Below are 24,645 nucleotides of genomic sequence, written 5' to 3' on the forward strand. Positions count from 1 at the left end.
CACGTACGGGTCCGGGCGGAGCCCGGTTTCGGGAAGGGGCGGGGTGGGGGAAGGCCCCGCGCAGCGGACGCCGCTACAGCAGGCCGTGCCGCATGGCCGTGGTCACGGCGGCGGTGCGGTCCGCGACCTCCAGCTTCCCGAAGATGCGCAGCATGTGCGTCTTGACCGTGGACTCCGCCACGAACAGCCGCCGGCCGATCTCCGCATTGGTCGCCCCCTCCGCGACCAGCCGGAGCACCGCCACCTCCCGCTCGGAGAGCCGCGGCAGCGACGGCCGGCTCCGCAGCCGGTCCACCAGCCGGCCCGCCACCGTCGGAGCGAGGACCGTCTCGCCCCGCACGGCCGCCCGGATCGCGGCCGCCAGCTCCGCCCGCGCCATGTCCTTCAGCAGGTAGCCCGCAGCTCCGGCCTCCACCGCGCGCAGGATGTCCCGGTCCTCCTCGTATGTGGTCAGCACCACCACCCGTACCGGCAGCCGGGCCGCCGTGATGCGGGCGATCGACTCGACCCCGTCGCCGCCCGGCATCCGCAGGTCCATCAGGATCAGGTCCAGGCCGCCTTCGGGGGCCAGCCGCGCGGCCAGCGCCTCCGCCTGCGGGCCGTTCGAGGCCTCGGCGACGACCTCCAGGTCCGGTTCGGCGGCGAGCATGCCGCGCAGGCCCTCCCGTACCACCGGGTGGTCGTCGGCCAGCAGGATGCGGATCATGTCGTACGGCTCCTCAGCGGCTCAGCGGCTCAGCGGATCAGCGGATCGGGAGGGTGACGGTGACGGTGGTACCGGCCGAGGCGGTGCTGTCGACCGCCGCGGCGCCGCCCACCTCCGCCGCGCGGGCGAACAGCCCCCGCAGTCCGTAGCCCGGTGCGGGGGCCGCCGGGTCGAAGCCCCGCCCGGTGTCCCGGACCGTGAGGGTCAGCTCGCAGGCGCCGTAGGCGAGGGACACCGCGCAACGTGCCTGCGGTCCGGCGTGCTTGGCCGCGTTCGACAGGGACTCCTGACAGGACCGCAGGGCCACCACCTCCAGTACCGCGGCCAGCGGCCGGACCTCCCCGGTCACCGAGACGGCCGCCGGCGGATCGTGCCGGGCCGCGAGCCGCCGTACCGCGTCGGGCAGCGAACCGCCGTCGAGATCGGCGGGCGCGCCGCCCGCGACCAGGGCGCGGGCCTCGGCCAGGTTCTGCCGGGCGGTGACGGCCATCAGCTCCAGGTGGCGCCTGGCCCGCTCCGGATCGGTGTCCAGCTCCGACTGCACGGCCTGTACGAGCATCAGCAGACTGGTGAAGCCCTGGGCGAGGGTGTCGTGGATCTCGCGGGACATGCGTTCCCTCTCGGTATGGGCGCCGCGTTCGGCGGAGAGCCGGGCCACCTCCTCCCGGCTGGCGTCGAGTTCCGCGATGAGGGAGGCCCGGTGCCCGCTCTGCTCGATGATCCGGACGATCCAGGCACCGAAGAAGGCGGAGAAGAAGAAGGCGACGAGCGCGCCGAGCGCGCTCGCGAAGACGGAGTGCCCCTCCGGCCGCCACACCAGCGCCCAGCCCGCCACCGGCAGCAGGCACAGCAGGCCCGCCGCGCCGACCGCGCGCCGCAGGGGCAGCGGCATGAAGCACTGCGGGGCGAGGGCGAAGGTGATCAGCCGGGCCTCGCCGGCCAGGGAGGCGGCCGGCAGGAAGAGGGCCAGCGCCACGCCCACGTAGCGGGCGGAGCGCCGGGGTGCGGCGTCCGGCGCCAGCAGGAGCAGCCGGCGTCCGGCGCCGAGGTAGCAGGGGACCATGAGGGCGAGCAGGGCGACGGCGGTGATCCGGTACGCCGGCCCGGGGGAGTCCGCGCCGAGGACGAAGGCCGCGGTCGCGATCCACACGACCCCGAAGTAGAGGTCCCACGGGCCGAACGCGCGGTCCCACACGTGGGACTCGCGCGCTCCGGCCGCCCCGGCGAAGGCGCTCAGCCGTCGCGCCGGTTCTTCCACGTGAAGGTCAGCAGGCACAGCACCAGCCCCCCGAGCACCCAGGCCCCCAGGACCAGGGCGATCCGCCCATACTCCCAGGAACCGGTCTGCTCGAGAACGGCCGCGGACTCGGGAAGGAACACCCCGCGCAGTCCCTGGCACATCCACTTGAGCGGGAACAGCGCACCGATGTTCAGCAGCCAGTCGGGAATCTGGTGGACCGGGATGAAGACGCCGGAGATGAACTGCAGGATCAGGAACGGCAGCACCACGACCGAGCTGGCGCTCTTGCCGGACTTGGGCAGGCTGCTGATCGCGATGCCGAGCAGGGCGCAGCCCGTCAGGCCCAGGGTGAAGATCCAGGCGAAGGTCAGCCATTTGACGGCTGACGCCGGCAGATCGAGGTCGAAGAGGGAGGCGCCGACGAACAGCAGGACCGCGGTCTCGGCGAGGCCGGTGAGCAGCACCAGCCAGACCTTGCCGAGGAAGTACGCGGCCGGGGGCATCGGGGTCCCGCGCAGGCGGCGCAGCACCTTCTCGTCGCGTTCGACGGCGATGGAGATGCCGAGGGACTGGAAGCTGGTGGACATGATCCCGGCGGCGACCATGCCGGCCGCGTACAGCTGGGAGGCGGTGACCCCGGTGCCCTCCACGCTGCCGCCGAAGATCGAGGCGAAGAGCGCGAGGAAGACGATGGGGAAGGCGAAGGTGAAGATCACCGCGTCGCGCTGGCGGGCGAACTGCTTGATCTCCACGGCCCCGCGGGACAGACCCACGGCCCAGGCGCCGGGCAGCGCCGGGGCCGGCTTGGTGACGACGGTGCTCATCGGGAGTCCTCCGGCTGCTGAACGGCGCTCTGGGTGGTCTGGGTGCTCCGGGTGGTTCGGGCGCTCTGGGCGCTCTGGGCGCTCTGGGCGCTCTGGGCCGGCAGGGCCGCCCCGTCGAGCTGGCCCGTGAGGCGCAGGTACACGTCCTCCAGGGTGGGGCGGGCGATCTTCAGCCCCGGGATCTCCCCGTCGAAGCGGGCCATCAGCTCCCGGACCGTGCGGGTGGGGGTCTCGGTGGCGATGCTGCGCCCGGTGCCGTCCGGGTCGGTCCACGCGACGGTCGCGCCGGAGCCGAAGCGGGTGCGGAGCTCGGCCGGTACCCCTTCGGCGACCACCCGGCCCCGGGCGATCACCGCGAGGCGGTCGGCGAGGGCCTCGGCCTCCTCCAGGTAGTGCGTGGTGAGGACGACCGTGGTGCCGCCGTCGGCGAGCTGCCGGATCAGTTCCCAGAACCGCCGCCGGGCCGCCGGGTCGAAGCCGGTGGTCGGCTCGTCCAGGAGCAGCAGCTCCGGGTCGCCGATGACGCCGAGCGCCACGTCCAGGCGCCGCCGCTGGCCGCCGGACAGGCCCTTCACCCGTTCGTCGCGCTTGTGCTCCAGGCCCACGAGGGCGATGACCTCGGCCGGGTCCCGCGGGGCCGGGTAGTAGCGGGCGAAGTGCCCGACCGTCTCCCGTACGGTGAGTTCGGCGGGCGCCGACTCGTCCTGCCAGACGATCCCGACGCGCGAGCGCCAGGCCCGCCCGGCCCGCGCCGGGTCCGCCCCCAGGACGGAGACATCGCCGCCGTCCCGCGCCCGGTGGCCCTGCAGGATCTCCACCGTCGTGCTCTTGCCGGCGCCGTTGGGCCCCAGGAGGCCGAAGACCTCGCCCCGCCGGATCGTCAGGTCCAGTCCGTCCACCGCGGTGACTTCGCCGTACTGCTTGCGGAGCCCCCGTACTTCCACCGCGTTCTGTGTCATGTTTTCCATGGTGTGGCGGAAGCCCGCCCACCGGTCCCCCCGTGCGTACCTCCTCCTGTCCGTCGAACGACGGACAGTCGGGCCGGGTACGGCACAATGGCCGGTGCTTGTTGACCTTGCAGATGTGGAGCGGGCCGGATGACGACACGAGGGACCGATACGGACACCGCCGAGCCGCGTACGGCCGTCGGCGGCAGCCGGGCGCTCGCCCTGCTGCTGGTGATCACGGGAGCCGCGGGGCTGTTCGCCGCGTGGGTCATCACGATCGACAAGTTCAAGCTGCTGGAGGACCCGGACTTCGTTCCGGGCTGCAGCCTCAACCCGATCGTCTCCTGCGGCAACATCATGACCAGCGACCAGGCATCGGTCTTCGGCTTCCCGAACCCGATGCTCGGACTGGTCACCTACGGCATGGTCGTGTGCGTCGGCATGAGCCTGCTCGCACGGGCGCGCTTCCCGCGCTGGTACTGGCTCACCCTGAACGCCGGGATGCTCTTCGGCGTCGGCTTCTGCACCTGGCTGATGTACCAGTCGCTCTACACCATCAACTCCCTGTGCCTGTGGTGCTGCCTGGCCTGGGTCGCCACCATCGTCATGTTCTGGTACGTCACCTCCCACAACGTCCGCAGCCGCCTGCTGCCGGCCCCCGGCTGGCTGCGCGCCTTCTTCGACGAGTTCACCTGGGTGCTGCCCGTCCTGCACATCGGGATCATCGGCATGCTGATCCTGACCCGCTGGTGGGACTTCTGGACCTCCTGAGCCGTCCCTCGGGTTGCGTGACCTTGCCGGGTTGGGCTCGTTTCGTATGTGGGTCCGATGATCGGACAGTAGGTCGCGAGCGGAGCGGGGGTGTGGGTGTGCGGCGGAAGATTGCGCTCGGTGAGGGCGAGACGGGCCGGGTGGCGTGCGCGTCCGCGACCGCGTTCCGGGGAATGGACACCGTCTCTGGTGAGGTGCTGAATACTGCCGCGCTGGGTGAGCGGGTGCGCTGGCTGACGACGTTGGTGGAGTCGATGGCTGCCGGGGTGATCGGCGGGCACTGGTCCCGGGCCGAGCTGGACCTGCTTGCTTCGGGCGTCGGGCCGTCGGGTGAGCGGCTGCCGTCGAACGCCTGGATGGCGTTGCGGACTCTGGGCTGGACGGCGACCGTGCCGGAGGGCCTGTATGTGCCCGACCGGGTCCGGCGGGTCGCCGAGGAACAGGCTGGGCGGGTACTGCGCTCAGCCGAATGGCGGGCCGAGCTGGTGGATGCGGTCCTGACCACCTGGTCGGTCGGCGGTGACCCGATGAAACGCACCGACGAGGAATGGGCGGCGCTGCGGGAGGCCTGTCCGCAGGGGACGGCGGTGCCCGCTTCCGTCTTCCGTTCCCGGACCCGGCAGGTGCTCCGTTTCCTCACTGGGTACCGGCGTCTGCCGGTTGGTCTGTGTGAGCTGGAGGCGGCGCCGGGCGGCGGCCATCAGGTGGTGCTGGCCGCCGCCGACAAACAGCTCGCCACCCTCGTCCGGTGCGAGGACGAGCCCGCACGCTACGCGGTGCTGACCGTACGGCTCCCGGCACGTCCAGACCCACGTACCCGTTCCGACTGGTGTCCGGTGCGGATCCGGTTCCGGCTACCGCCCACCATCGACGCCACCGCTGCCCTGCACGCACCGACCCTGCGCCTGCGCGCCGGGCGGCTGCGTCTGGATGTCGCCCACACCACCGGCGTGCCCAAGACGCTGCGTTCTGGGCACGGTCGGGCGGTGGCCTTCGACTACGGACTGAACACCCTGCTCACCGGCGGCACCCTCACCCTGACCGGCGGCATCCAATCGGCCGTCCTGACCGACGGACAGCCCGTCTTCCTCCGCATGGACGGGGTGCTGGCCAAGGCCGACCGGCTCCGCGTCCACGCCGAACACCTGTGGGCCAAGGCCGCGCACCTGGAATGTCTCCTGGACGGCCAGCGCGCCCTGGGCCGCTGCCCGGACCCGCCGACGGTCGCCAAGCTCGCGGTGCTGCGCACCGAGCATGCCTGGGTCAGTAGGCGCCGTGAACGGCTGAACGGGCAGATCGCCAAGGCGGCCGCACGGTTCATGGTGGATCACGCCCGTGCCACCGGGGCGTCGGTGATCTATCTGGAGGATCTGCGGGACATGGAGTCCCGCGGCAAGGGCCGCACCCTCAACACCCGCCTCTCCGGCTCGGTGCGCGGACAGATCGTGGCCGATGCACGGCATCAGGCCGCCCGGCACGGCATCGCCGTGGTCATCGTCCCCGCGCGCGGCACCTCCAAGTACTGCCCCCGCTGCCTGACCGCCTTCCGCCACCACGCCGCCCCCGACAACACCCGGCCGGGCTGGAAATGGGCCACCTGCCCCCACCCCGACTGCGGGTACAGCGCGGACCGGGACGTCGCCGCCTGGCAGCGCATCGGCGCCCGCGGCCTGCAACACCAGCACCTGACCGTCCTGGACCGGACCACCGGCACCTACCTGCTCCGGCGCACCGTCCAGGAACTGGACCGCCCCGTCCGGCATCCCAAGCCAACCCATCCCGACCCGCCCTTCTCCGACCCGCAGGATCCCTGTGCGGACCGGACGAAGGCGGGCCCGACGAGAAACCGCCCTGTGCCCAGGCAGCGGCGCAGGGTCCCCGCCCCACCCGCAACACCGGTATCGACCGGCCCGGGTGGAAAGCGTCCGGCGGGGCGGCAGCCCCAGTCACCCACCCACCGCATCCGGCGGCGACGTGGGCGGCAGGCACCGCACACGATGAGCACCCCCAACCGGCACCAGCCGACCGGGGCCAGACTCGGAGCAGGCTTCCACCTGCACACCCACGCCACTCCACTCAAAGGACCACGGCGAATCCGAGACTCTTTTCCCACCGGGCCGAACACCCACCCCCACCCGGGAAAACCTAAGCTCATCTGAGACGCTTCCGGTGTGGAACCAGATCTCTTCACCGCCGCCGCCGAAGACCGCCAGGCGAAGGACCCCTCCAGTTCTCCGCTCGCCGTCCGGATGCGCCCGCGCACCCTGGACGAGGTCGTCGGCCAGCAGCACCTGCTGAAGCCCGGCTCCCCGCTGCGGCGGCTCGTCGGGGACGGGGCGGGCGGTCCCGCCGGTGCCTCCTCGGTGATCCTCTGGGGCCCGCCGGGCATCGGGAAGACCACGCTCGCGTACGTGGTGAGCCAGGCGACGAAGAAGCGGTTCGTCGAGCTGTCCGCGATCACCGCCGGCGTGAAGGAAGTACGGGCCGTCATCGAAGGCGCCAAGCGGGCGGCCGGCGGATACGGCAAGGACACCGTCCTCTTCCTCGACGAGATCCACCGCTTCAGCAAGGCGCAGCAGGACTCGCTGCTGCCGGCCGTGGAGAACCGCTGGGTCACCCTGATCGCCGCGACCACGGAGAACCCGTACTTCTCGATCATCTCCCCGCTGCTGTCCCGCTCGCTGCTGCTGACGCTGGAACCGCTGACGGACGAGGACCTGAGCGCCCTGATGCACCGGGCGCTGACGGAGAAGCGGGGCCTCGGCGGCGCGGTCACCCTGCCGCCGGACGCGGAGGCCCACCTGCTGCGGATCGCCGGCGGAGACGCGCGGCGCGCGCTGACGGCTCTGGAGGCGGGCGCGGGCTCGGCGATCGCCAAGGGCGAGCCGGAGATCAGCCTCCAGACGGTGGAGGAGGCCGTCGACCGGGCCGCGGTGAAGTACGACCGGGACGGCGACCAGCACTACGACGTGGCGAGCGCGCTGATCAAGTCGATCCGGGGCTCGGACGTGGACGCGGCGCTGCACTATCTGGCGCGCATGATCGAAGCGGGGGAGGACCCCCGGTTCATCGCGCGCCGGCTGATGATCTCGGCGAGCGAGGACATCGGGCTGGCCGACCCGACGGCGCTGCCGCTCGCGGTGGCCGCCGCCCAGGCGGTGGCGATGATCGGCTTCCCGGAGGCCTCGCTCACGCTGTCGCACGTGACGATCGCGCTGGCGCTGGCCCCGAAGTCGAACACCGCGACGACGGCCATCGGGGCTGCGCTGGCCGACGTCCGGGCGGGGCTGGCGGGGTCCGTGCCGGCGCACTTGCGTGACGGGCACTACAAGGGGGCGGCGAAGCTGGGGCACGCCGTGGGATACGTCTACCCGCACGACGTGCCCGGAGCGATTGCTGCGCAGCAGTACGCGCCGGATGCCGTGCACGGCAAGCGGTACTACGAACCGACCCGGTACGGGGCCGAAGCCCGCTACGCGGACGTGGTGGAGAAGGTCCGCGAGCGGCTCCGCGGCGCCGGGTCCTGACCCGCGGCGCCGTTCCCGGGGGCGCCGCCCCCGGACCCCTGCGCCTCAAACGCCGGCGGGGCTGGATTTTGGCTGGCGTCGGCACCGAAGCGCGCTTAGTGCGAACCTTGCGCCCCGGCGGGGCTGAGGTGGCCTCAAACGCCGGCCGGGCTGGGTTTGGCCGGCGTAGGCCCGCAGGTGAACGCCGGTGGACGGGATAATCCATCCCCTCCGGCGTTTGAGGAGCGGGGGCTGGGGCGGAGCCCCAGGGCACGGTGGAAGGGCGGGTAGGGGACACCGCTCCGCGCAGCGGCGTCGTGTCGGCGTCGCGGGGCGCAGAGCCCCGGCCTAGGCTCCGTCGCATGGGACGCTCCGCTCCGCTCATCGCCGTCGCGGCCGCGCTGCTGCTCAGTGGGTGTCACCACGGAGACGGCGAAAGGCCGCAGGCCAGCGCCGCCGCACTTGTCGCCCAGGTCCCCCTCGCGAGCGCCGGGTTCCCGCCGGCCGCAGGCACCGCCAAGACCGAGCTGGGCAAGCTCAAGGTCGAGTGGGGCAAGAACTGGGAGACGTACAAGCGCGAGAACTTCGGCAAGTACTGGTCCGACGAGACCGACGCCATCGGCGGCCGCAACGGCTGCGACACCCGCGACGACGTCCTGCGCAGGGACCTGCGGGAGCTGCGCGAGGGCGACAGGAACCCGTGCGTCGTGCTGTCCGGGGTGCTGAAGGACCCGTACACGGGGAAGGAGCTCCCCTATACCCACCGCCGCGCCTCGCAGATCCAGACCGACCACGTCGTCGCCCTCGGCGCCGCCTGGCGCGGGGGCGCGTACGCCTGGACCCCGCAGCGGCGCCTGGAGTACGCCAACGACCTGGACGTGCTGCTCGCCGTGGACAAGCAGACGAACTACGAGAAGAGCAGCAAGACCGCGGACAAGTGGAAGCCGCCCCAGAAGGGCTACTGGTGCGAGTACGCGCGGCGGTACACCGGGATCAAGGCGAAGTACGGGCTCTCCGTGACCCCGCCGGAGAAGCAGGCCCTCCAGGAGATGCTCGGCACCTGCCCGGCCTAGGTCGGGCTAGCCGGCGAACAGCGTGTTCATCGCCCGGCGCAGGCCGCAGACGTCCGTCACCGGCTCCGGGAAGTCGAAGCGGGCGTCGAAGGCGGCGCGGCCGCGGGTGAAGCGCACCCGCAGGCCCAGCCGGTCCAGGGCGAGCGGGACCGCGGTCAGGTCCGCGGTGTCCCGGGTGCCCAGCAGGGCGCACAGGTCACCCATCCGGTCACCGTGCGACGAGGCCAGGTGCTGGAGGAGCTCCGTCTCGTGGGCCACCATCGGGTCGGGCTCGGCCCCGGCCAGCAGCTCCGGATCCACGTGCTCGGCGCCCCACAGGTCGTCCACCGAGATCTCGCCGACCTCCAGGCGCAGCAGCATCCACGCGGGCCGGCCGGCGGGCGGGGCGTCGAGCGACTCGGTCAGGCCGAGGAGCTCGCCGACCGGATGCCGCTCGGCCAGCAGCGCCGCGCAGGCCGCCCGGTCGGCGGCCCCGCGCACCGGGGTGAGCCACCCGGCGAGCCAGGCGCGGCCTCGGATACGATGGGGCACGGACACCGGCGCCACATCCGTGATCTCGATCACGGCGGTGAGGTCGTCGTCCTGGGCGTGAGCGGCTGCCCTGGCAGCCGCGGATTCCCCTGATACCAGGAGAATCACGTCCCCGTCCGGGGTGACGGTCCTAGCGGCCGGCACCCCTGTCCCGAGCTCCTCCCGGTCATAAGCACCCGGGAGCGTGAGGGATACTGAGGCGTTGGACTCTACGAGGGTTCGTACGCGTTCGGCTCCGGTGAGCTGCCGAACGCCTTCCCTGGGACGCGGCTGACCTTGCCTATCGTCGCCGAAAGCAGATCCTGTTTCGTTTGGATCTGAACTTCGGTGCGCACTGGGCAGGGGGATCCCATGTGGTCGAGACATTACGTCCTCCTCGCTAAGGTAAGCCTCACCTAACTTACATGGAGGTAGGTTCCACGTGAACCAGAAGCGACCCAAGGTCAAGAAGTCGCGTGCCCTCGGCATTGCGCTGACCCCGAAGGCCGTCAAGTACTTCGAGGCCCGCCCCTACCCGCCGGGCGAGCACGGCCGTGGCCGCAAGCAGAACTCGGACTACAAGGTTCGTCTGCTGGAGAAGCAGCGTCTGCGCGCTCAGTACGACATCTCTGAGCGTCAGATGGCCCGCGCGTACGACCGCGCCAAGAAGGCCGAAGGCAAGACGGGCGAGGCGCTGGTCGTCGAGCTCGAGCGTCGCCTCGACGCCCTGGTCCTGCGTTCGGGCATCGCCCGCACCATCTACCAGAGCCGTCAGATGGTCGTTCACGGCCACATCGAGGTCAACGGCGACAAGGTCGACAAGCCGTCGTTCCGCGTCCGTCCGGACGACGTCATCACGGTGCGCGAGCGCAGCCGCGAGAAGGTTCCGTTCCAGGTTGCCCGTGAGGGTGGCTACGCAGGCGAGGGCGAGACCCCCCGTTACCTGCAGGTCAACCTGAAGGCCCTGGCCTTCCGCCTGGACCGCGACCCGAACCGCAAGGAAATCCCGGTCATCTGCGACGAGCAGCTCGTCGTCGAGTACTACGCCCGCTGATCAAGCAGTACCAGCGGACGTAGCCCTCACAGGCTGGTTCAGCCCGCCGGTTCCCCCTTGGGGGAGCCGGCGGGTTTCCTGCTTTTCGGCTCCGGGTGGCCCATCGGCCGCTCCGCGGTGGCGCGCGGCCTCGGCAGCGGCCCCGCCGGCACGGGCGCCGGCTCCGGTCCCCGCAGGGCCCGCTCCACCAGAACGTCCAGGGGCAGGGTCCGGCCGTGCCGGGCGCAGGACGCGTACCGCTCGGCGCCCAGCAGTTCGCCCGCCCGCTCCTGGCACATCAGCCGCGGGGCGTTGAAGTACCCCGAGCCGAACAGCCGCAGCCCCACCCCGTCCCACAGGGGCTCCGCCGCGCCCTGCAGGACGGCAGCCTCCGCCGGATGCCCCTCGGCCACCGTGACCAGCGCCAGCAGCTCCACCGCCAGCACCAGCCCCACCAGATCGCGGAACGTGTGGTTGATGGCCACGCACTCGGCCAGCAGCCGCCGCGCCTCGGCCGTGCCCCCGGCGTCCAGCGCCGCGTACGCCAGGACGTACAGGGCGTACGCCTTGGTCCAGCGCTCCCCGCGCTCCTCGCAGATGTCACGGACCTCCCGGCACAAGGTGAGCGCGCCCGCCAGCTCCCCCTGGAAGGCCAGCGTCATCGCCAGCTCCACCTGGCACATCAGGACGTTGCTGTTGAGCTCCCCGGCCTCCCGGTAGCGCTCCAGCGCCGAGCCCAGCAGCTCCCCGGCCCGGGCCATGTCGTCCGAGACCAGTGCCAGACAGCCCATCCGGTGCACGGCGTACGCCCCCGCCACCGGGTTCTCGCTCCGCGCGGCCCCGTCCCGGCACTCGTACAGCGCGCTCATCGAGGCCACCGAGTCGCCCTGCAGCGCCGCGACGTACCCGAGCACCCACAGCGCCTTCAGCCGGGAGCTCTCGTACTCCCCTCCCGCGAGCCCGAGGTCGCCCTCCAGGGTCCGGTCCAGCCAGTGCCGGCCCTCGGTGAGCCGGCCGCAGCCCGCCCAGTAGAACCAGAGGGTCCCCGCCAGGTACTGGCCCAGGTGGATCTCCTCCGGCTCGTCCAGGCAGCACTCCAGCGCGAGCCGCAGGTTCGGCAGTTCCGCCTCCACCAGCGCGGCCACCTCCTCCTGGCGCGGGCTGAACCAGTCCAGCTCGCACCAGGTCGCCAGGCCCATGTACCAGTCCCGGTGCCGGCGCCGCAGCCGCCGGGCGTCGCCCAGCGACTCCAGCCAGCCCGCCCCGTAGATCCGTACGCTCTCCAGCATCCGGTAGCGGACCCCGGCCGCCGTCTCCTCCCGGACCAGGAGCGACTGCCCCAGCAGCTCCCCGACCAGGTCCAGCACCGAATCCACCGGCAGGTCCGGCCCCGCGCACACGTACTCGGCGGCGTCCAGGTCGAACTGCCCGGCGAACACCGAGAGCCGCGCCCACAGCAGCCGCTCCCCGGACGTGCACAGCTCGTGGCTCCAGCCGATCGCCGTGCGCAGCGCCCGGTGCCGGGGCAGCGCGCCGCGCGAGCCGCCCGTCAGCAGGGCGAAGCGATCCTCCAGCCGGGACAGCACCTGCTCCGGCGACAGCGTGCGCAGCCGGCCCGCCGCCAGCTCCAGCGCCAGCGGCAGGCCGTCGAGGCGGGCGCACAGCTCGGCCAGCACCGCCCGGTTGGCCTCCGTCAGGGCGAAGGCCGGATCGGCCGCCGAGGTCCGCTCGATCAGCAGGGCCAGGGCCTCCTCCGGACCCAGCGGGGCCAGCGGCCAGGACAGCTCCCCGTCGAGGGTCAGCGGGCGCCGGCCCGCGGCGAGCACGCGCAGGCCGGGGGAGCGGCGCAGGAGGTCCCGTACCAGGTCGGCGGTCTCGTCGACCAGTTGCTCGAAGCCGTCCAGGACCAGCAGCAGCCGCCGCTCGGCCACATGTTCGGCAAGTACCGTCCGGGGCGGACGCGTGGTGTGGTCGGTCAGCCCGAGCGCCTCGGCGAGCGTCAGCTCCAGCAGCGCCGGATCCCGTACGGAGGCCAGCTCGGCCAGCCACACACCGTCGCAGTAGCGTTCCTGCGCCGGATCGGCGTGACCGCTCCCGTCGGCGGGGCCGGCGGGACCGGCCGCCGCGTCGGCGGCCGCCCTGGCCGCCGCCAGCACCAGGCGGGTCTTGCCCACGCCGCCCGCGCAGGTCACGGTGACCAGCCGCGAGGCGTCCAGCAGCCGCCCCAGCTCGGAAAGTTCCCCGCCCCGCCCGACAAAGCCGCTCAGGTCCGAGGGAAGATTGCCCGGCGTCCTTCGTGGAATGGGTCTTTGTCGCATGGGACACGGAGCGTACTGGTCCGCATGCGCTGCGTACAAGGCGAGCCGTTTCCCGGCGCCCGGCAGGCGCGGCGCCCCGGAATTCCGGTACTGCGGCGGATCTCCGGCGCGATAGGGTCGGAGGACGACTTTTTCGCTTGGTGATCAATCTGTAGAGAGCGGTGTGAACGTGTCCGGTGGAGAGGTGGCCGGGATCCTCGTGGCCGTCTTCTGGGCCATCCTGGTCTCCTTCCTCGCCGTGGTGCTGGTGAGGCTGGCCCAGGTGCTCAAGGCGACCACCAAGCTGGTGGCCGACGTGACCGAGCAGGCCGTCCCGCTGCTCGCGGACGCCTCCACCACCGTCCGCTCCGCCCGCACCCAGCTCGACCGGGTCGACGCCATCGCGAGCGACGTACAGGAAGTCACCTCCAACGCCTCCGCACTGTCCTCCACCGTCGCGTCCACCTTCGGCGGCCCGCTCGTCAAGGTCGCGGCCTTCGGCTACGGCGTCCGCAAGGCGCTGGGCAAGGGCGGCGCGAACGCGCAGGACGCGCCGGGCACGACCTCCCGACGGACCGTGATCGTCGGCCGTACGGTGCCGGCGGCCCGGCGCCGGAAGCAGAAGGGCTGAGATCTCCGATGTTCCGCCGAGCCTTCTGGTTCACCGCCGGCGCGGCCGCCGGCGTGTGGGCCACCACCAAGGTCAACCGGCAGCTCAAGAAGCTGACGCCGGAGAGCCTCGCCGCCCAGGCCGCCGACAAGGCGATCGAGGCGGGCCACCGCCTCAAGGACTTCGCCCTCGACGTCAGGTCGGGAATGTCGCAGCGCGAGGACGAGCTGAACGACGCACTGGGACTCCACCAGGATCCCGACCTGCCCGCCAACGTCACCGCCCTTCCCGGGCCGAGGCGGCTGCGGGCCATCGAGCACGACCAGACCACACAGTTTTCGTACAACCGGAATGAGGACCACTGATGGAGTCGGCTGAAATTCGCCGCCGCTGGCTGAGCTTCTTCGAGGAGCGCGGTCACACCGTTGTCCCTTCGGCGTCGCTCATCGCGGACGACCCGACTCTGCTGCTGGTCAACGCGGGCATGGTGCCCTTCAAGCCGTACTTCCTCGGCGAGGTCAAGCCGCCCGGGTCGACGCTCACCAGCGTGCAGAAGTGCGTCCGTACGCCGGACATCGAAGAGGTCGGCAAGACCACCCGCCACGGCACGTTCTTCCAGATGTGCGGCAACTTCTCCTTCGGCGAGTACTTCAAGGAAGGCGCCATCAAGTACGCCTGGGAGCTCCTCACCAGCTCCGTGGCGGACGGCGGCTACGGCCTCGAGCCGGAGAAGCTCTGGATCACCGTCTACCTCGACGACGACGAGGCCGAGACCATCTGGCGCGACGTCGTCGGCGTCCCCTCCGAGCGCATCCAGCGCCTGGGCAAGAAGGACAACTTCTGGTCCATGGGCGTCCCGGGTCCCTGCGGTCCCTGCTCCGAGATCAACTACGACCGCGGCCCGGAGTTCGGCGTCGAGGGCGGCCCCGCCGTCAACGACGAGCGCTACGTGGAGATCTGGAACCTGGTCTTCATGCAGTACGAGCGCGGCGCCGGCGACGGGAAGGAAGACTTCCCGATCCTCGGCGACCTGCCGTCGAAGAACATCGACACCGGTCTCGGTCTCGAGCGCCTCGCCATGATCCTGCAGGGCGTACAGAACATGTACGAGACCGACACCCTGCAGGTGGTGATGGACAAGGCCACCGAGCTGACCGGCGTGCGGTACGGCGCCGCGAAGGGCACCGACGTCTCGATGCGCGTGGTCGCCGACCACATCCGCACCTCCGTCATGCTCATCGGCGACGGCGTGACCCCCGGCAACGAGGGCCGCGGCTACGTGCTGCGCCGCATCATGCGCCGCGCCATCCGCAACATGCGCCTCATGGGCGCCACCGGCCCGGTGGTCCAGGAGCTCGTCGACGTCGTGATCAACACGATGGGGCAGCAGTACCCGGAGCTCGTGACCGACCGCAAGCGCATCGAGACCGTCGCGCTCGCCGAAGAGGCCGCCTTCGTGAAGGCCCTGCGCGGCGGCACGAACATCCTCGACACCGCCATCACCGAGACCAAGGCCACCGGTGGCTCGATCCTGGCCGGCGACAAGGCGTTCCTGCTCCACGACACCTGGGGCTTCCCGATCGACCTGACCCTGGAGATGGCCGCCGAACAGGGCCTCTCCGTGGACCAGGACGGCTTCCGCCGCCTGATGCAGGAGCAGAAGGACAAGGCCAAGGCCGACGCCAAGGCCAAGAAGACCGGTCACGCGGACATGTCCGCCTACCGGGAGATCGCCGACGGCTCCGGCGCCACCGAGTTCACCGGCTACGCCACCAACCAGGGCGAGTCCACCATCGTCGGCCTCCTGGTCAACGGCGTCTCCTCGCCCGCCGCCTCCGAGGGCGACGAGGTCGAGGTCGTCCTCGACCGCACCCCCTTCTACGCCGAGGGCGGCGGCCAGCTCGCCGACCAGGGCCGGATCAAGCTCGACTCGGGCGCGATCATCAACGTCCGCGACGTGCAGCAGCCGGTCCCGGGCGTCTCCGTGCACAAGGGCTCCGTCCAGGTCGGCGAGGTGACGGTGGGCGCCTCCGCGTACGCCGCCATCGACGTGAACCGCCGCCGGGCCATCGCCCGCGCCCACTCGGCCACGCACCTCACCCACCAGGCGCTGCGCGACGCGCTCGGCCCGACGGCCGCCCAGGCCGGCTCCGAGAACTCGCCCGGGCGCTTCCGCTTCGACTTCGGCTCGCCGAACGCCGTCCCCGGCTCGGTCCTCACCGACGTGGAGCAGAAGATCAACGACGTGCTCTCCCGCGAGCTCGACGTCACCGCCGAGATCCTGAGCATCGACGAGGCGAAGAAGCAGGGCGCCATCGCCGAGTTCGGCGAGAAGTACGGCGAGCGCGTGCGCGTCGTCACCATCGGCGACTTCTCCAAGGAGCTGTGCGGCGGCACCCACGTGGCGAACACCAGCCAGCTCGGCCTGGTGAAGCTGCTCGGCGAGTCCTCCATCGGCTCCGGCGTGCGCCGCGTCGAGGCCCTGGTCGGCGTGGACGCGTACAACTTCCTCGCCAAGGAGCACACGGTCGTCGCCCAGCTCCAGGAGCTGGTCAAGGGCCGTCCGGAGGAGCTGCCGGAGAAGATCGCCTCCATGCTCGGCAAGCTGAAGGACGCCGAGAAGGAGATCGAGAAGTTCCGCGCGGAGAAGGTCCTCCAGGCCGCCGCCGGCCTCGCCGCCAACGCCCAGAACATCCACGGCGTCGCCCTCGTCGTGGGCACCGTGCCGGACGGCACCGGCGCCGACGACCTGCGCAAGCTGGTCCTCGACGTCCGCGGCCGCATCCAGGGTGACCGCCCGGCCGTCGTGGCCCTGTTCACCACGGCGAACGACCGCCCGCTGACCGTCATCGCGACCAACGAGGCCGCCCGCGAGCGCGGCCTCAAGGCCGGCGACCTGGTCCGTACGGCCGCCAAGACCCTCGGCGGCGGCGGTGGCGGCAAGCCGGACGTGGCCCAGGGCGGTGGCCAGAACCCGGCCGCCATCCCGCAGGCCATCAGCGCCGTCGAGCGCCTCGTCGTAGAGACGGCCTGAAGGTAACGGGATCCCCCTCCTGAAGGAGGGGGCTTTCAGCCGCACTGGCTGAGGGCCGCCGTTACCAGCACCAGCCAACGACACACGTGTGGAGGTGAACGAAGTTGGCTACGTACCGCGTAGGACGGAAGACCGACCAAGCTGTGCTTCCTCAGCAGCTTGCTCTCGAATTCGCGTCAGCAGACACCCCCCGGATCGGGGACGAAACGGGACTCGAACGCCGCAAGGCACCCGGCGCGGTACATGTGCGAGGGGAGATGCCCGACGCTTCACCTGGCGCCGGGCGCGTCACCCCCAACCACCAGGTTGGGGAGAAGGCCCGTGAGGGCCACCCCGTCGTGTTCGTCCTGGACAAGCACGGCACACCGCTCCAACCCACCAGCCCCCCCAGAGCCCGCAAGCTCCTCTGCCAGGGCCGGGCCGTCGTGGCCCGGCACACTCCATTCGTGATCCGGCTCAAAGACCGTACGGTCTGCGCATCGCAGGTGGACGGTGTGGAACTCGGGATCGACCCCGGCTCGAAGCACACCGGCATCGCCGTGTTGACCGCGAAGAACGGTGAGCGCCGTGGCCTGTACGCGGTCGAACTCGCCCACCGGGGCAGCGTGATCCGGGACAAGCTGACCGCTCGTGCCGCCTACCGGCGTGGCAGGCGCAGCCGCAACCTGCGCTACCGCGCGCCTCGCTTCTCCAACCGGGCCCGTCCCCAGGGCTGGCTCGCCCCGTCGCTGCGTCACCGCGTGGACACGACCATGTCGTGGACCGACCGGCTCGCACGCTGGGCACCCGTCCGAGCGGTGCATGTGGAACGGGTCGCGTTCGACACCCACGCCATGTCCAACGGCGGACCGCTGGAAGGGGCCGAGTACCAGCACGGCACCCTGCACGGCACAGAAGTCCGCGAATACCTCCTCGCCAAGTGGAGGAGGTCCTGCGCCTACTGCGGCATCACCGGAGTGCCCCTCAACATCGACCACATCCACCCCCGCTCACGCAGCGGCAGCGACCGCATCTCCAACCTGTGCACCGCCTGCATCCCCTGCAACGAGAAGAAGTCCAACCAGCTCGTCGAAGACTTCCTCAGGCAATCGCCGTGCCAGCTGGCCCGCATCCTTGCCCAGGCAAAAGCCCCACTCCGCGACGCGGCAGCCGTCAATGCCACCCGCTGGGTACTCTGGCACGCCCTTGATACCGCGTTCCCTAACGTGCACACGGCGTCCGGTGGCCGCACGAAGTGGAACCGGATGCGGACCGGTACCCCGAAGACCCACACCCTCGACGCCCTGTGCGTCGGCGAACTCGACACCATCACCCGTACCCCGGCCCGCGTCCTCGCGGTCACCGCGACCGGGCGCGGCACTTACGCCCGCACACGCACCGACAAGTACGGCTTCCCCCGCCTACGGCTGCCCAGGCAGAAACAGTTCTTCGGCTACCAGACCGGCGATTTGGCTAGCGCAGTCGTACGTACCGGCAAGAAGGCCGGTACCCACGTCGGCCGGGTCGCCGTCCGCGCCACCGGCCGCTTCAACATCAAAACCGCACACGGCCTCATCCAGGGCATCGGACACAAACACTTCCGGCTCCTCCAACGGGCCGACGGCTACGCCTACACCGCCCGACCCGAAGGCCCCACCGTTGCCATCTGACCGCCATCGGCAGAGCGAGATGACCTCCGGGGCTCCGCGCCTCCGGCCCAAGGGTTCGTTTCCTCCCCCAGCTAAAGCAGGGGGTATCCACGAAAGAAGTCCGATGACACTGCGCCGCGGCCGCCGTCTGGCCATCGATGTCGGTGACGCCCGGATCGGGGTCGCCTCGTGCGACCCCGACGGGGTGCTGGCCACACCGGTGGAAACCGTTCCGGGCCGGGACATCCCCTTCGCCCACCGGCGGCTGCGGCAGCTCGTCGCGGAGTACGAGCCCATCGAGGTGGTGGTCGGTCTGCCCCGCTCGCTCAGCGGGCGGGAAGGGCCGGCCGCGGCCAAGTGCCGCGCCTTCGCCACGGAACTGGCGAAGGGCATCAAGCCCGTGACGGTGCGTCTGGTGGACGAGCGGATGACGACGGTCACCGCCGCCCAGGGCCTGCGGGCCTCGGGGAAGAACGCGAAGAAGAGCCGGTCGGTCATCGATCAGGCGGCCGCCGTGGTGATCCTGCAGAACGCTCTTGAGACCGAACGGGTATCAGGTAATCCGCCCGGTGAGTGCGTCGAAGTGGTTGTCTGATCGCGATACGGTAACGTTCCGCGCGATGTGACGGCATTCGAACAGCCGTCGCCCATCAGAAGAGGCGGCACCGTGTGCCGCGGCGGACGGAGCCGCGGCCAACGCCCTGCGGCGCGCTAGGGGATCGATGACTGAGTATGGCCGGGGCCCTGGCCCCGAACCGTGGCATCCCGAGGACCCGCAGTACGGGGACCAGGGGTGGAACGGGCACGAGGCCCAGCAGGGTCAGATGCCCTACGTCGGAGGCCCGCAGCAGTACCAGCAGGAGCCTCAGCCTCAGCAGGCCTACTACGCGCAGCAGCAGGCCCAGTACCCCCAGGCCCAGCAGATGCCGTACCCGCAGGAACAGCAGCAACAGCAGCAGCACATGCAGTATCCGCAGCACCCGCAGCAGCAGCAACAACATCCGCAGCACCAGTACCAGCAGCAGCACCAGCAGACGTACGGGGGCCAGGGGCAGGGCCAGGGCCAGCTCTGGGACACCGGTCAGGGCCAGGTCTGGGACACGGGCCAGGGCCAGTACGCCCCGGCCCCGCAGGCCGCCGACCCGTACGCGGGCGCGGATCCGTACGCGCAGCAGCAGGCGAGCGGCTACCCCGGCGAGGCCCCCGACCTCTACGGCACGCCCGAGGCCTTTCCGCCGCCGAGGCCGCCGAGCATGAGGCACCTGCAGACCGAGGAGCTGCCCTGGCAGGAGGAAGAGGACGCCGCGGCCGACTCCTTCCTCGCGGGCGGCGGCGGCAGCGGCGGTGACGACGGCGACGACGGTGACGGCGACGACGGCGGGCGCGGCGGCCGCCGGTCGGGCCGCTCCGGCGGCAAACCGAAGAAGCGCAGCGGCATGGCCTGCCTCATCGCGGCCGTGGTCATCGTCGGCGTGGTCGGCGGTGGCGGCTACTACGGCTACAGCTACCTCAAGGACAAGTTCTCCGCGGCCGAGGACTTCGCGGGCGACGGCATCGACGAGACCGTCGACGTGGAGATCCCCAAGGGCGCGGGCCTCGGCCAGATGGGCCGCATCCTCAAGGAGGCCGGCGTGGTCGCGAGCGCCCAGGCCTTCGTGAACGCCGCGACGGCCAGGCCCGGGGGCAAGGAGATCCAGCCGGGCATCTACCCGCTCAAGAAGAAGATGTCCGCCGCGGCCGCGGTCGCCGTCATGACCGACCCCTCCAAGCTGCACGTGCTCACCATCACCGAGGGCATGCGCAACACCACGGTCTACGAAGCGATCGACAAGAAGCTCGAAAAGCCGGCCGGCACCACCAAGGACATCGCCTTCAAGCAGGCCAAGGCCCTCGGCCTGCCCGCCTGGGCGAACAACGACAAGAACATCATGGACCCGCTCGAGGGCTTCCTGTACCCGATGCGCTACGACCTGACCAAGGACAGCACTCCCGAGTCCCTGCTCAAGCAGATGGTCAAGAACGCGACGGACAAGTACACGGAGCTCGGAGTCGAGGGCAAGGCCAAGGAACTGGGGCTGGACAACCCGCTCCAGGTGATCACGGTCGCCAGCCTCGTCAACGCCGAGGGCAAGAACCACGACGACTTCCGGAAGATGTCCGAAGTGGTTTACAACCGCCTGAAGAAGACCAATGACGTCACGAACCGGAAGATCGAGTTCGACTCGACGTACAACTACGTCAAGGGCACGAGCGAGATCAACTTCAACATCGTGGAGGCCAAGGCCTTCGTCCACCCCTACAACACGCACAACGTGGCGGGCCTGCCCCCGGGCCCGATCGGGAACCCCGGTCTGGATGCGCTGACCGCTACGCTCGACCCCGACCACGGCGGCTGGATGTTCTTCGTGTCGGTCGACGGCGACAAGACGACCTTCACCCAGACCTACGACGATCACCTCAAGCTCGTCGCCGAGTTCCAGGAACGGCAGAAGCAGAAGAACGGCGGGTAGCAGGACATGTCACGGATACGGGCCGCGGTGCTGGGTTCGCCCATCGAGCACTCCCTCTCACCGGTGCTGCACCGCGCCGCGTACCAGGAGCTCGGCCTCGGAGGCCGGTCGTACGACCGCTTCGAGATCGACGAGGCCGCGCTCCCCGGTTTCATCGCGCAGCTCGGCCCCGAGTGGGCCGGGCTGTCGCTGACCATGCCGCTCAAGCGGGCGATCATCCCGCTGCTCGACGAGATCAGCGACACCGCCGCCTCCGTGGAGACGGTCAACACCGTCGTCTTCACCGAGGACGGCAGCAAGGTCGGTGACAACACCGACATCCCGGGCCTGCTCGCGGCGCTGAGCGAGCAGGGCGTCCGGAAGGTGGAGTCCGCAGCCGTCCTCGGAGCGGGCGCCACCGCCTCCTCGGCCCTCGCCGCGCTGGCCCGGATCTGCACCGGCGAGGTGACCGCGTACGTACGCTCCGAGGCCCGGGCCGCCGAGATGCGCGCGTGGGGCGAGCGGCTCGGCGTGGACGTCCGTACGGCCGACTGGTCGCGGGCGGCCGAGGCGCTGGCCGCGCCGCTGGTCATCGCCACCACCCCGGCCGGTGCCACGGACGAGCTGGCCGCCTCCGTGCCGGCCGCTCCGGGCACCCTCTTCGACGTCCTGTACGACCCCTGGCCCACGCCCCTGGCCGCGGCCTGGACGCACCGCGGCGGAAAGCTCCTCGGCGGCCTCGACCTCCTGGTCCACCAGGCGGTCCTCCAGGTCGAGCTGATGACCGGCTGCCCCACCGCTCCGCTCGGGGCCATGCGCGCCGCGGGCGAGGCGGCGCTGCGCGCCCGCCACTGAGCCGGAGCGGAACCCCTTTCTAGATCCACATGTCGCCCCGGGCAGAGGTGCGCCGCCGTCCGACAGCTGGACCGGAGGGCGGTGTACCGGCCCGGACATGGGAGGATCGGGTGAAGGCGGGTCAGGGCCGCGCACCCGATCGCGCCATCGACGGATCAGGCGCGAGCACGAGGAGCATCGTTGAGCAGGTTGCGTTGGCTGACGGCCGGGGAATCTCACGGCCCGGCTCTGGTAGCGACGTTGGAGGGGCTTCCCGCCGGCGTTCCGGTCACCACCGAGCTGGTGGCCGACCACCTCGCCCGGCGCCGGCTCGGCTACGGCCGCGGTGCCCGGATGAAGTTCGAGCAGGACGAGGTGACATTTCTCGGCGGTGTTCGCCACGGACTTTCCCTCGGTTCCCCGGTAGCCGTGATGGTGGGCAACAGCGAGTGGCCCAAGTGGGAGACGGTCATGTCGGCCGACCCGGTCGACCCCTCGCTGCTCAAGGACACCGGCCGCAACGCGCCGCTGACCCGGCCCCGCCCCGGCCACGCCGACCTGGCCGGCATGCAGAAGTACGGCTTCGACGAGGCCCGGCCGATCCTGGAGCGCGCCAGCGCCCGTGAGACCGCCGCCCGCGTGGCCCTCGGCGCCGTCGCCCGGTCCTTCCTCAAGGAGGTCGCGGGCATCGAGATCGTCTCCCACGTCGTGGAGCTGGCGGCCGCCAAGGCCCCGTACGGCGTCTACCCGACCCCCGCCGACGTCGAGAAGCTCGACGCCGACCCGGTGCGCTGCCTCGACGCCGACGCGTCGAAGGCGATGGTCGCGGAGATCGACCAGGCCCACAAGGACGGCGACACCCTCGGCGGCGTCGTCGAGGTCCTCGCCTACGGCGTGCCCGTCGGTCTCGGCTCGCACGTCCACTGGGACCGCCGCCTCGACGCGCGCCTCGCGGCCGCGCTCATGGGCATCCAGGCCATCAAGGGCGTCGAGGTCGGCGACGGCTTCGACCTCGCCCGCGTGCCCGGCTCGCAGGCCCACGACGAGATCGTCTCCACCCCCGAGGGCATCCGGCGCACCTCCGGCCGCTCCGGCGGCACCGAGGGCGGGCTGACCACCGGCGAACTGCTGCGCGTGCGCGCCGCGATGAAGCCCATCGCGACCGTGCCGAAGGCCCTCGCCACCGTGGACGTCGCCACCGGCGAAGCCACCGTCGCGCACCACCAGCGCTCCGACGTCTGTGCGGTGCCCGCCGCGGGCATCGTCGCCGAGGCCATGGTCGCCCTGGTGCTGGCCGACGCCGTCGTGGAGAAGTTCGGCGGGGACTCGGTCCCCGAGACCCGCCGCAACGTCCGGTCGTACCTCGACAACCTGCAGATCCGGTGACCGGCGGCCGCGCGACCGGCCCCCTGGTGGTCCTCGTCGGCCCCATGGGGTCCGGGAAGTCCACCGTGGGCGAGCTGATCGCCCAGCGGCTCGGCGTCTCCTACCGGGACACCGACGCCGACATCGTCGCGGCCCAGGGCCGGGAGATCTCCGACATCTTCGTGGACGAGGGCGAACCGTACTTCCGTGAGCTGGAGCGGGAGGCGGTCGCCGCGGCCCTCGCCGGCCACGAGGGCGTCCTCGCCCTCGGCGGCGGCGCCGTCCTCGACGAGAGGACGCGCGAGCTGCTGGCCGGGCTGCCCGTCGCGTACCTCTCGATGGACGTCGAGGAAGCGGTCAAGCGCGTGGGCCTCGGCGCCGCGCGCCCGCTGCTCGCCGTCAACCCGCGCCGCCAGTGGCGCGAGCTGATGGACGCCCGGCGCCCCCTGTACACCGAAGTCGCGCGCGTCGTGGTGGCCACCGACGAGCGCACCCCCGAAGAGGTCGCCCAGGCGGTCCTCGACGCTCTGGAGTTGAAGAACGCATGACGGACAAGGTGACGCGGATCCAGGTCGGCGCGAGCGCCGGGCACGACGCGTACGAGGTGCTGGTCGGCCGGCAGCTGCTCGGCGAGCTGGGCTCCCTGATCGGTACGAAGGCCCAGCGGGTCGCCGTCATCCACCCCGAGGCCCTCGCCTCGACCGGTGAGGCCCTGCGCGACGACCTCGCCGCCCAGGGGTACGAGGCCGTCGCCATCCAGGTGCCGAACGCCGAAGAGGCCAAGACGGCCGAGGTGGCGGCGTACTGCTGGAAGGCGCTGGGCCAGTCCGGCTTCACCCGCAGCGACGCCATCGTCGGCGTCGGCGGGGGATCCACCACCGACCTCGCGGGCTTCGTCGCGGCCTCCTGGCTGCGCGGGGTGCGCTGGATCGCCGTACCGACCACCATCCTGGCGATGGTGGACGCGGCCGTCGGCGGCAAGACCGGCATCAACACCGCCGAGGGCAAGAACCTCGTCGGCGCCTTCCACCCGCCGGCCGGCGTGCTCTGCGACCTGGCGGCGCTGGAATCGCTGCCGGTCAACGACTACGTCAGCGGTCTCGCCGAGATCATCAAGGCCGGATTCATCTCCGACCCGGTGATCCTCGACCTGATCGAGGCGGACCCCGAGGCGGCGCGCACGCCCGCCGGCCCGCACACGGCCGAGCTGATCTGCCGCTCCATCCAGGTCAAGGCCGACGTGGTCTCCAGCGACCTCAAGGAGTCGGGCCTGCGGGAGATCCTCAACTACGGGCACACCCTCGCGCACGCCATCGAGAAGAACGAGCGCTACAAGTGGCGCCACGGCGCGGCCGTCTCGGTCGGCATGGTCTTCGCCGCCGAGCTCGGCCGGCTCGCGGGCCGGCTCGACGACGCGACGGCCGACCGGCACAAGGCCGTCCTCGCCTCGGTGGGGCTGCCACTGACCTACCGCGGCGACCAGTGGCCCAAGCTGCTGGAGACCATGAAGCTCGACAAGAAGTCCCGGGGCGACCTGCTGCGCTTCATCGTCCTGGACGGGCTGGCGAAGCCGACCGTTCTGGAGGGTCCCGACCCGGCCGTCCTCGTGGCAGCCTTCGGCGAGGTCACGGCCTGAGCCGCCCGCAGCCGGCATGAACCCGCCCGAACCGGTCTGTACCGGTCTGGGCAGCGCCATCCCGCGACCGTGTGACCCGGCGAGCCTCCGGGGTCATATAACGTTCTCGTATCAGTCGTGGTGGAACGAGACGGAGTGGCAG

Annotated in this window: 21 protein-coding genes; 15 read left to right on the forward strand and 6 right to left on the reverse strand. The window is 71.3% G+C overall.

The window, feature by feature from the left end; translation table 11 throughout:
• Positions 1 to 73: 73 nt before the first annotated feature.
• Genes MTF69_RS14390 through MTF69_RS14405 form a run of 4 tightly spaced genes read right to left on the reverse strand, consistent with a single transcriptional unit; the run spans position 74 to position 3,729 of the window.
• Positions 74 to 706 (reverse strand): response regulator transcription factor, encoded by a 633-nt coding sequence (locus MTF69_RS14390; RefSeq protein ID WP_243334267.1) that lies wholly within the window; start codon positions 704 to 706, stop codon positions 74 to 76.
• A 37-nt stretch (positions 707 to 743) separates the two neighbouring features.
• On the reverse strand, positions 744 to 1,982 hold the full coding sequence (locus MTF69_RS14395; protein WP_243334268.1) for a sensor histidine kinase: 1,239 nt from the start codon (positions 1,980 to 1,982) through the stop codon (positions 744 to 746).
• Complete coding sequence (locus tag MTF69_RS14400) at positions 1,940 to 2,770, reverse strand: ABC transporter permease (protein WP_243334277.1); 831 nt, start codon at positions 2,768 to 2,770, stop codon at positions 1,940 to 1,942. The genes MTF69_RS14395 and MTF69_RS14400 overlap by 43 nt, the downstream gene beginning before the upstream one ends.
• The gene (locus MTF69_RS14405; protein ID WP_243334279.1) at positions 2,767 to 3,729 is read right to left on the reverse strand and encodes an ABC transporter ATP-binding protein; all 963 of its coding nucleotides are present in this window, start codon (positions 3,727 to 3,729) and stop codon (positions 2,767 to 2,769) included. The genes MTF69_RS14400 and MTF69_RS14405 overlap by 4 nt, the downstream gene beginning before the upstream one ends.
• A 138-nt stretch (positions 3,730 to 3,867) precedes the next feature.
• Here MTF69_RS14405 and MTF69_RS14410 point away from each other — a divergent pair, with 138 nt between their 5' ends.
• The 4 genes from MTF69_RS14410 (at position 3,868) to MTF69_RS14425 (ending at position 9,067) form a co-directional block, all read left to right on the forward strand.
• Positions 3,868 to 4,488 (forward strand): vitamin K epoxide reductase family protein, encoded by a 621-nt coding sequence (locus MTF69_RS14410; protein WP_243334280.1) that lies wholly within the window; start codon positions 3,868 to 3,870, stop codon positions 4,486 to 4,488.
• Positions 4,489 to 4,661: 173 nt separating this feature from the next.
• The gene (locus tag MTF69_RS14415) at positions 4,662 to 6,647 is read left to right on the forward strand and encodes a zinc ribbon domain-containing protein (RefSeq protein ID WP_243334282.1); all 1,986 of its coding nucleotides are present in this window, start codon (positions 4,662 to 4,664) and stop codon (positions 6,645 to 6,647) included.
• Between the two features lie 12 nt (positions 6,648 to 6,659).
• The gene (locus tag MTF69_RS14420) at positions 6,660 to 8,015 is read left to right on the forward strand and encodes a replication-associated recombination protein A (RefSeq protein WP_243334285.1); all 1,356 of its coding nucleotides are present in this window, start codon (positions 6,660 to 6,662) and stop codon (positions 8,013 to 8,015) included.
• A 341-nt stretch (positions 8,016 to 8,356) separates the two neighbouring features.
• The gene (locus tag MTF69_RS14425; RefSeq protein ID WP_243334296.1) at positions 8,357 to 9,067 is read left to right on the forward strand and encodes an HNH endonuclease family protein; all 711 of its coding nucleotides are present in this window, start codon (positions 8,357 to 8,359) and stop codon (positions 9,065 to 9,067) included.
• Between the two features lie 6 nt (positions 9,068 to 9,073).
• On the opposite strand, the gene MTF69_RS14430 is transcribed toward MTF69_RS14425, so the two are convergent.
• Positions 9,074 to 9,964 carry a DUF2470 domain-containing protein gene (locus MTF69_RS14430; protein WP_243334298.1) on the reverse strand — a complete coding sequence of 297 codons (891 nt, stop codon included), beginning with the start codon at positions 9,962 to 9,964 and terminating at the stop codon, positions 9,074 to 9,076.
• A 55-nt stretch (positions 9,965 to 10,019) separates the two neighbouring features.
• On the opposite strand from MTF69_RS14430, the gene rpsD reads away from it, so the two are divergent.
• Positions 10,020 to 10,631, forward strand: coding sequence for a 30S ribosomal protein S4 (gene rpsD, locus MTF69_RS14435; protein WP_112446798.1), 612 nt, complete (start codon positions 10,020 to 10,022; stop codon positions 10,629 to 10,631).
• A 38-nt stretch (positions 10,632 to 10,669) separates the two neighbouring features.
• Here the strand turns inward: rpsD and MTF69_RS14440 are convergent, their stop codons facing one another.
• On the reverse strand, positions 10,670 to 12,928 hold the full coding sequence (locus MTF69_RS14440; protein ID WP_243334300.1) for a regulator: 2,259 nt from the start codon (positions 12,926 to 12,928) through the stop codon (positions 10,670 to 10,672).
• A 169-nt stretch (positions 12,929 to 13,097) separates the two neighbouring features.
• On the opposite strand from MTF69_RS14440, the gene MTF69_RS14445 reads away from it, so the two are divergent.
• The 10 genes from MTF69_RS14445 to aroB all read left to right on the forward strand — a co-directional run bounded on the left by MTF69_RS14445 (position 13,098) and on the right by aroB (position 24,503).
• Positions 13,098 to 13,538: a DUF948 domain-containing protein gene (locus MTF69_RS14445; RefSeq protein WP_243334301.1), complete on the forward strand. Its 441-nt coding sequence runs from the start codon at positions 13,098 to 13,100 to the stop codon at positions 13,536 to 13,538.
• Positions 13,539 to 13,546: 8 nt separating this feature from the next.
• Positions 13,547 to 13,882, forward strand: a complete 336-nt coding sequence (locus MTF69_RS14450; RefSeq protein WP_243334303.1) for a DUF6167 family protein — start codon at positions 13,547 to 13,549, stop codon at positions 13,880 to 13,882.
• A complete protein-coding gene (gene alaS / locus MTF69_RS14455) occupies positions 13,882 to 16,551 on the forward strand; it encodes an alanine--tRNA ligase (RefSeq protein ID WP_243334304.1) in 2,670 nt (889 codons plus the stop codon). The genes MTF69_RS14450 and alaS overlap by 1 nt, the downstream gene beginning before the upstream one ends.
• Positions 16,552 to 16,808: 257 nt before the next feature.
• Positions 16,809 to 18,200: an RNA-guided endonuclease IscB gene (iscB, locus tag MTF69_RS14460; RefSeq protein WP_243334306.1), complete on the forward strand. Its 1,392-nt coding sequence runs from the start codon at positions 16,809 to 16,811 to the stop codon at positions 18,198 to 18,200.
• A 103-nt stretch (positions 18,201 to 18,303) separates the two neighbouring features.
• Positions 18,304 to 18,774, forward strand: coding sequence for a Holliday junction resolvase RuvX (ruvX, locus tag MTF69_RS14465; protein ID WP_243334308.1), 471 nt, complete (start codon positions 18,304 to 18,306; stop codon positions 18,772 to 18,774).
• Between the two features lie 127 nt (positions 18,775 to 18,901).
• Entirely contained in the window at positions 18,902 to 20,689 is a 1,788-nt protein-coding gene (mltG, locus tag MTF69_RS14470; protein WP_243334310.1) for an endolytic transglycosylase MltG, read from the forward strand.
• A gap of 6 nt (positions 20,690 to 20,695) precedes the next feature.
• Positions 20,696 to 21,523, forward strand: coding sequence for a shikimate dehydrogenase (locus MTF69_RS14475; protein WP_243334311.1), 828 nt, complete (start codon positions 20,696 to 20,698; stop codon positions 21,521 to 21,523).
• Between the two features lie 180 nt (positions 21,524 to 21,703).
• Complete coding sequence (aroC, locus tag MTF69_RS14480; protein ID WP_243334320.1) at positions 21,704 to 22,888, forward strand: chorismate synthase; 1,185 nt, start codon at positions 21,704 to 21,706, stop codon at positions 22,886 to 22,888.
• 44 nt (positions 22,889 to 22,932) lie between these two features.
• Complete coding sequence (locus tag MTF69_RS14485) at positions 22,933 to 23,415, forward strand: shikimate kinase (protein ID WP_243334539.1); 483 nt, start codon at positions 22,933 to 22,935, stop codon at positions 23,413 to 23,415.
• Positions 23,412 to 24,503, forward strand: a complete 1,092-nt coding sequence (gene aroB, locus MTF69_RS14490) for a 3-dehydroquinate synthase (protein ID WP_243334322.1) — start codon at positions 23,412 to 23,414, stop codon at positions 24,501 to 24,503. The genes MTF69_RS14485 and aroB overlap by 4 nt, the downstream gene beginning before the upstream one ends.
• The last annotated feature ends 142 nt before the right edge of the window (positions 24,504 to 24,645 follow it).

It is taken from the genome of Streptomyces sp. AP-93, assembly GCF_022808175.1.
In the GTDB taxonomy this organism is placed as follows: Bacteria; Actinomycetota; Actinomycetes; order Streptomycetales; family Streptomycetaceae; genus Streptomyces.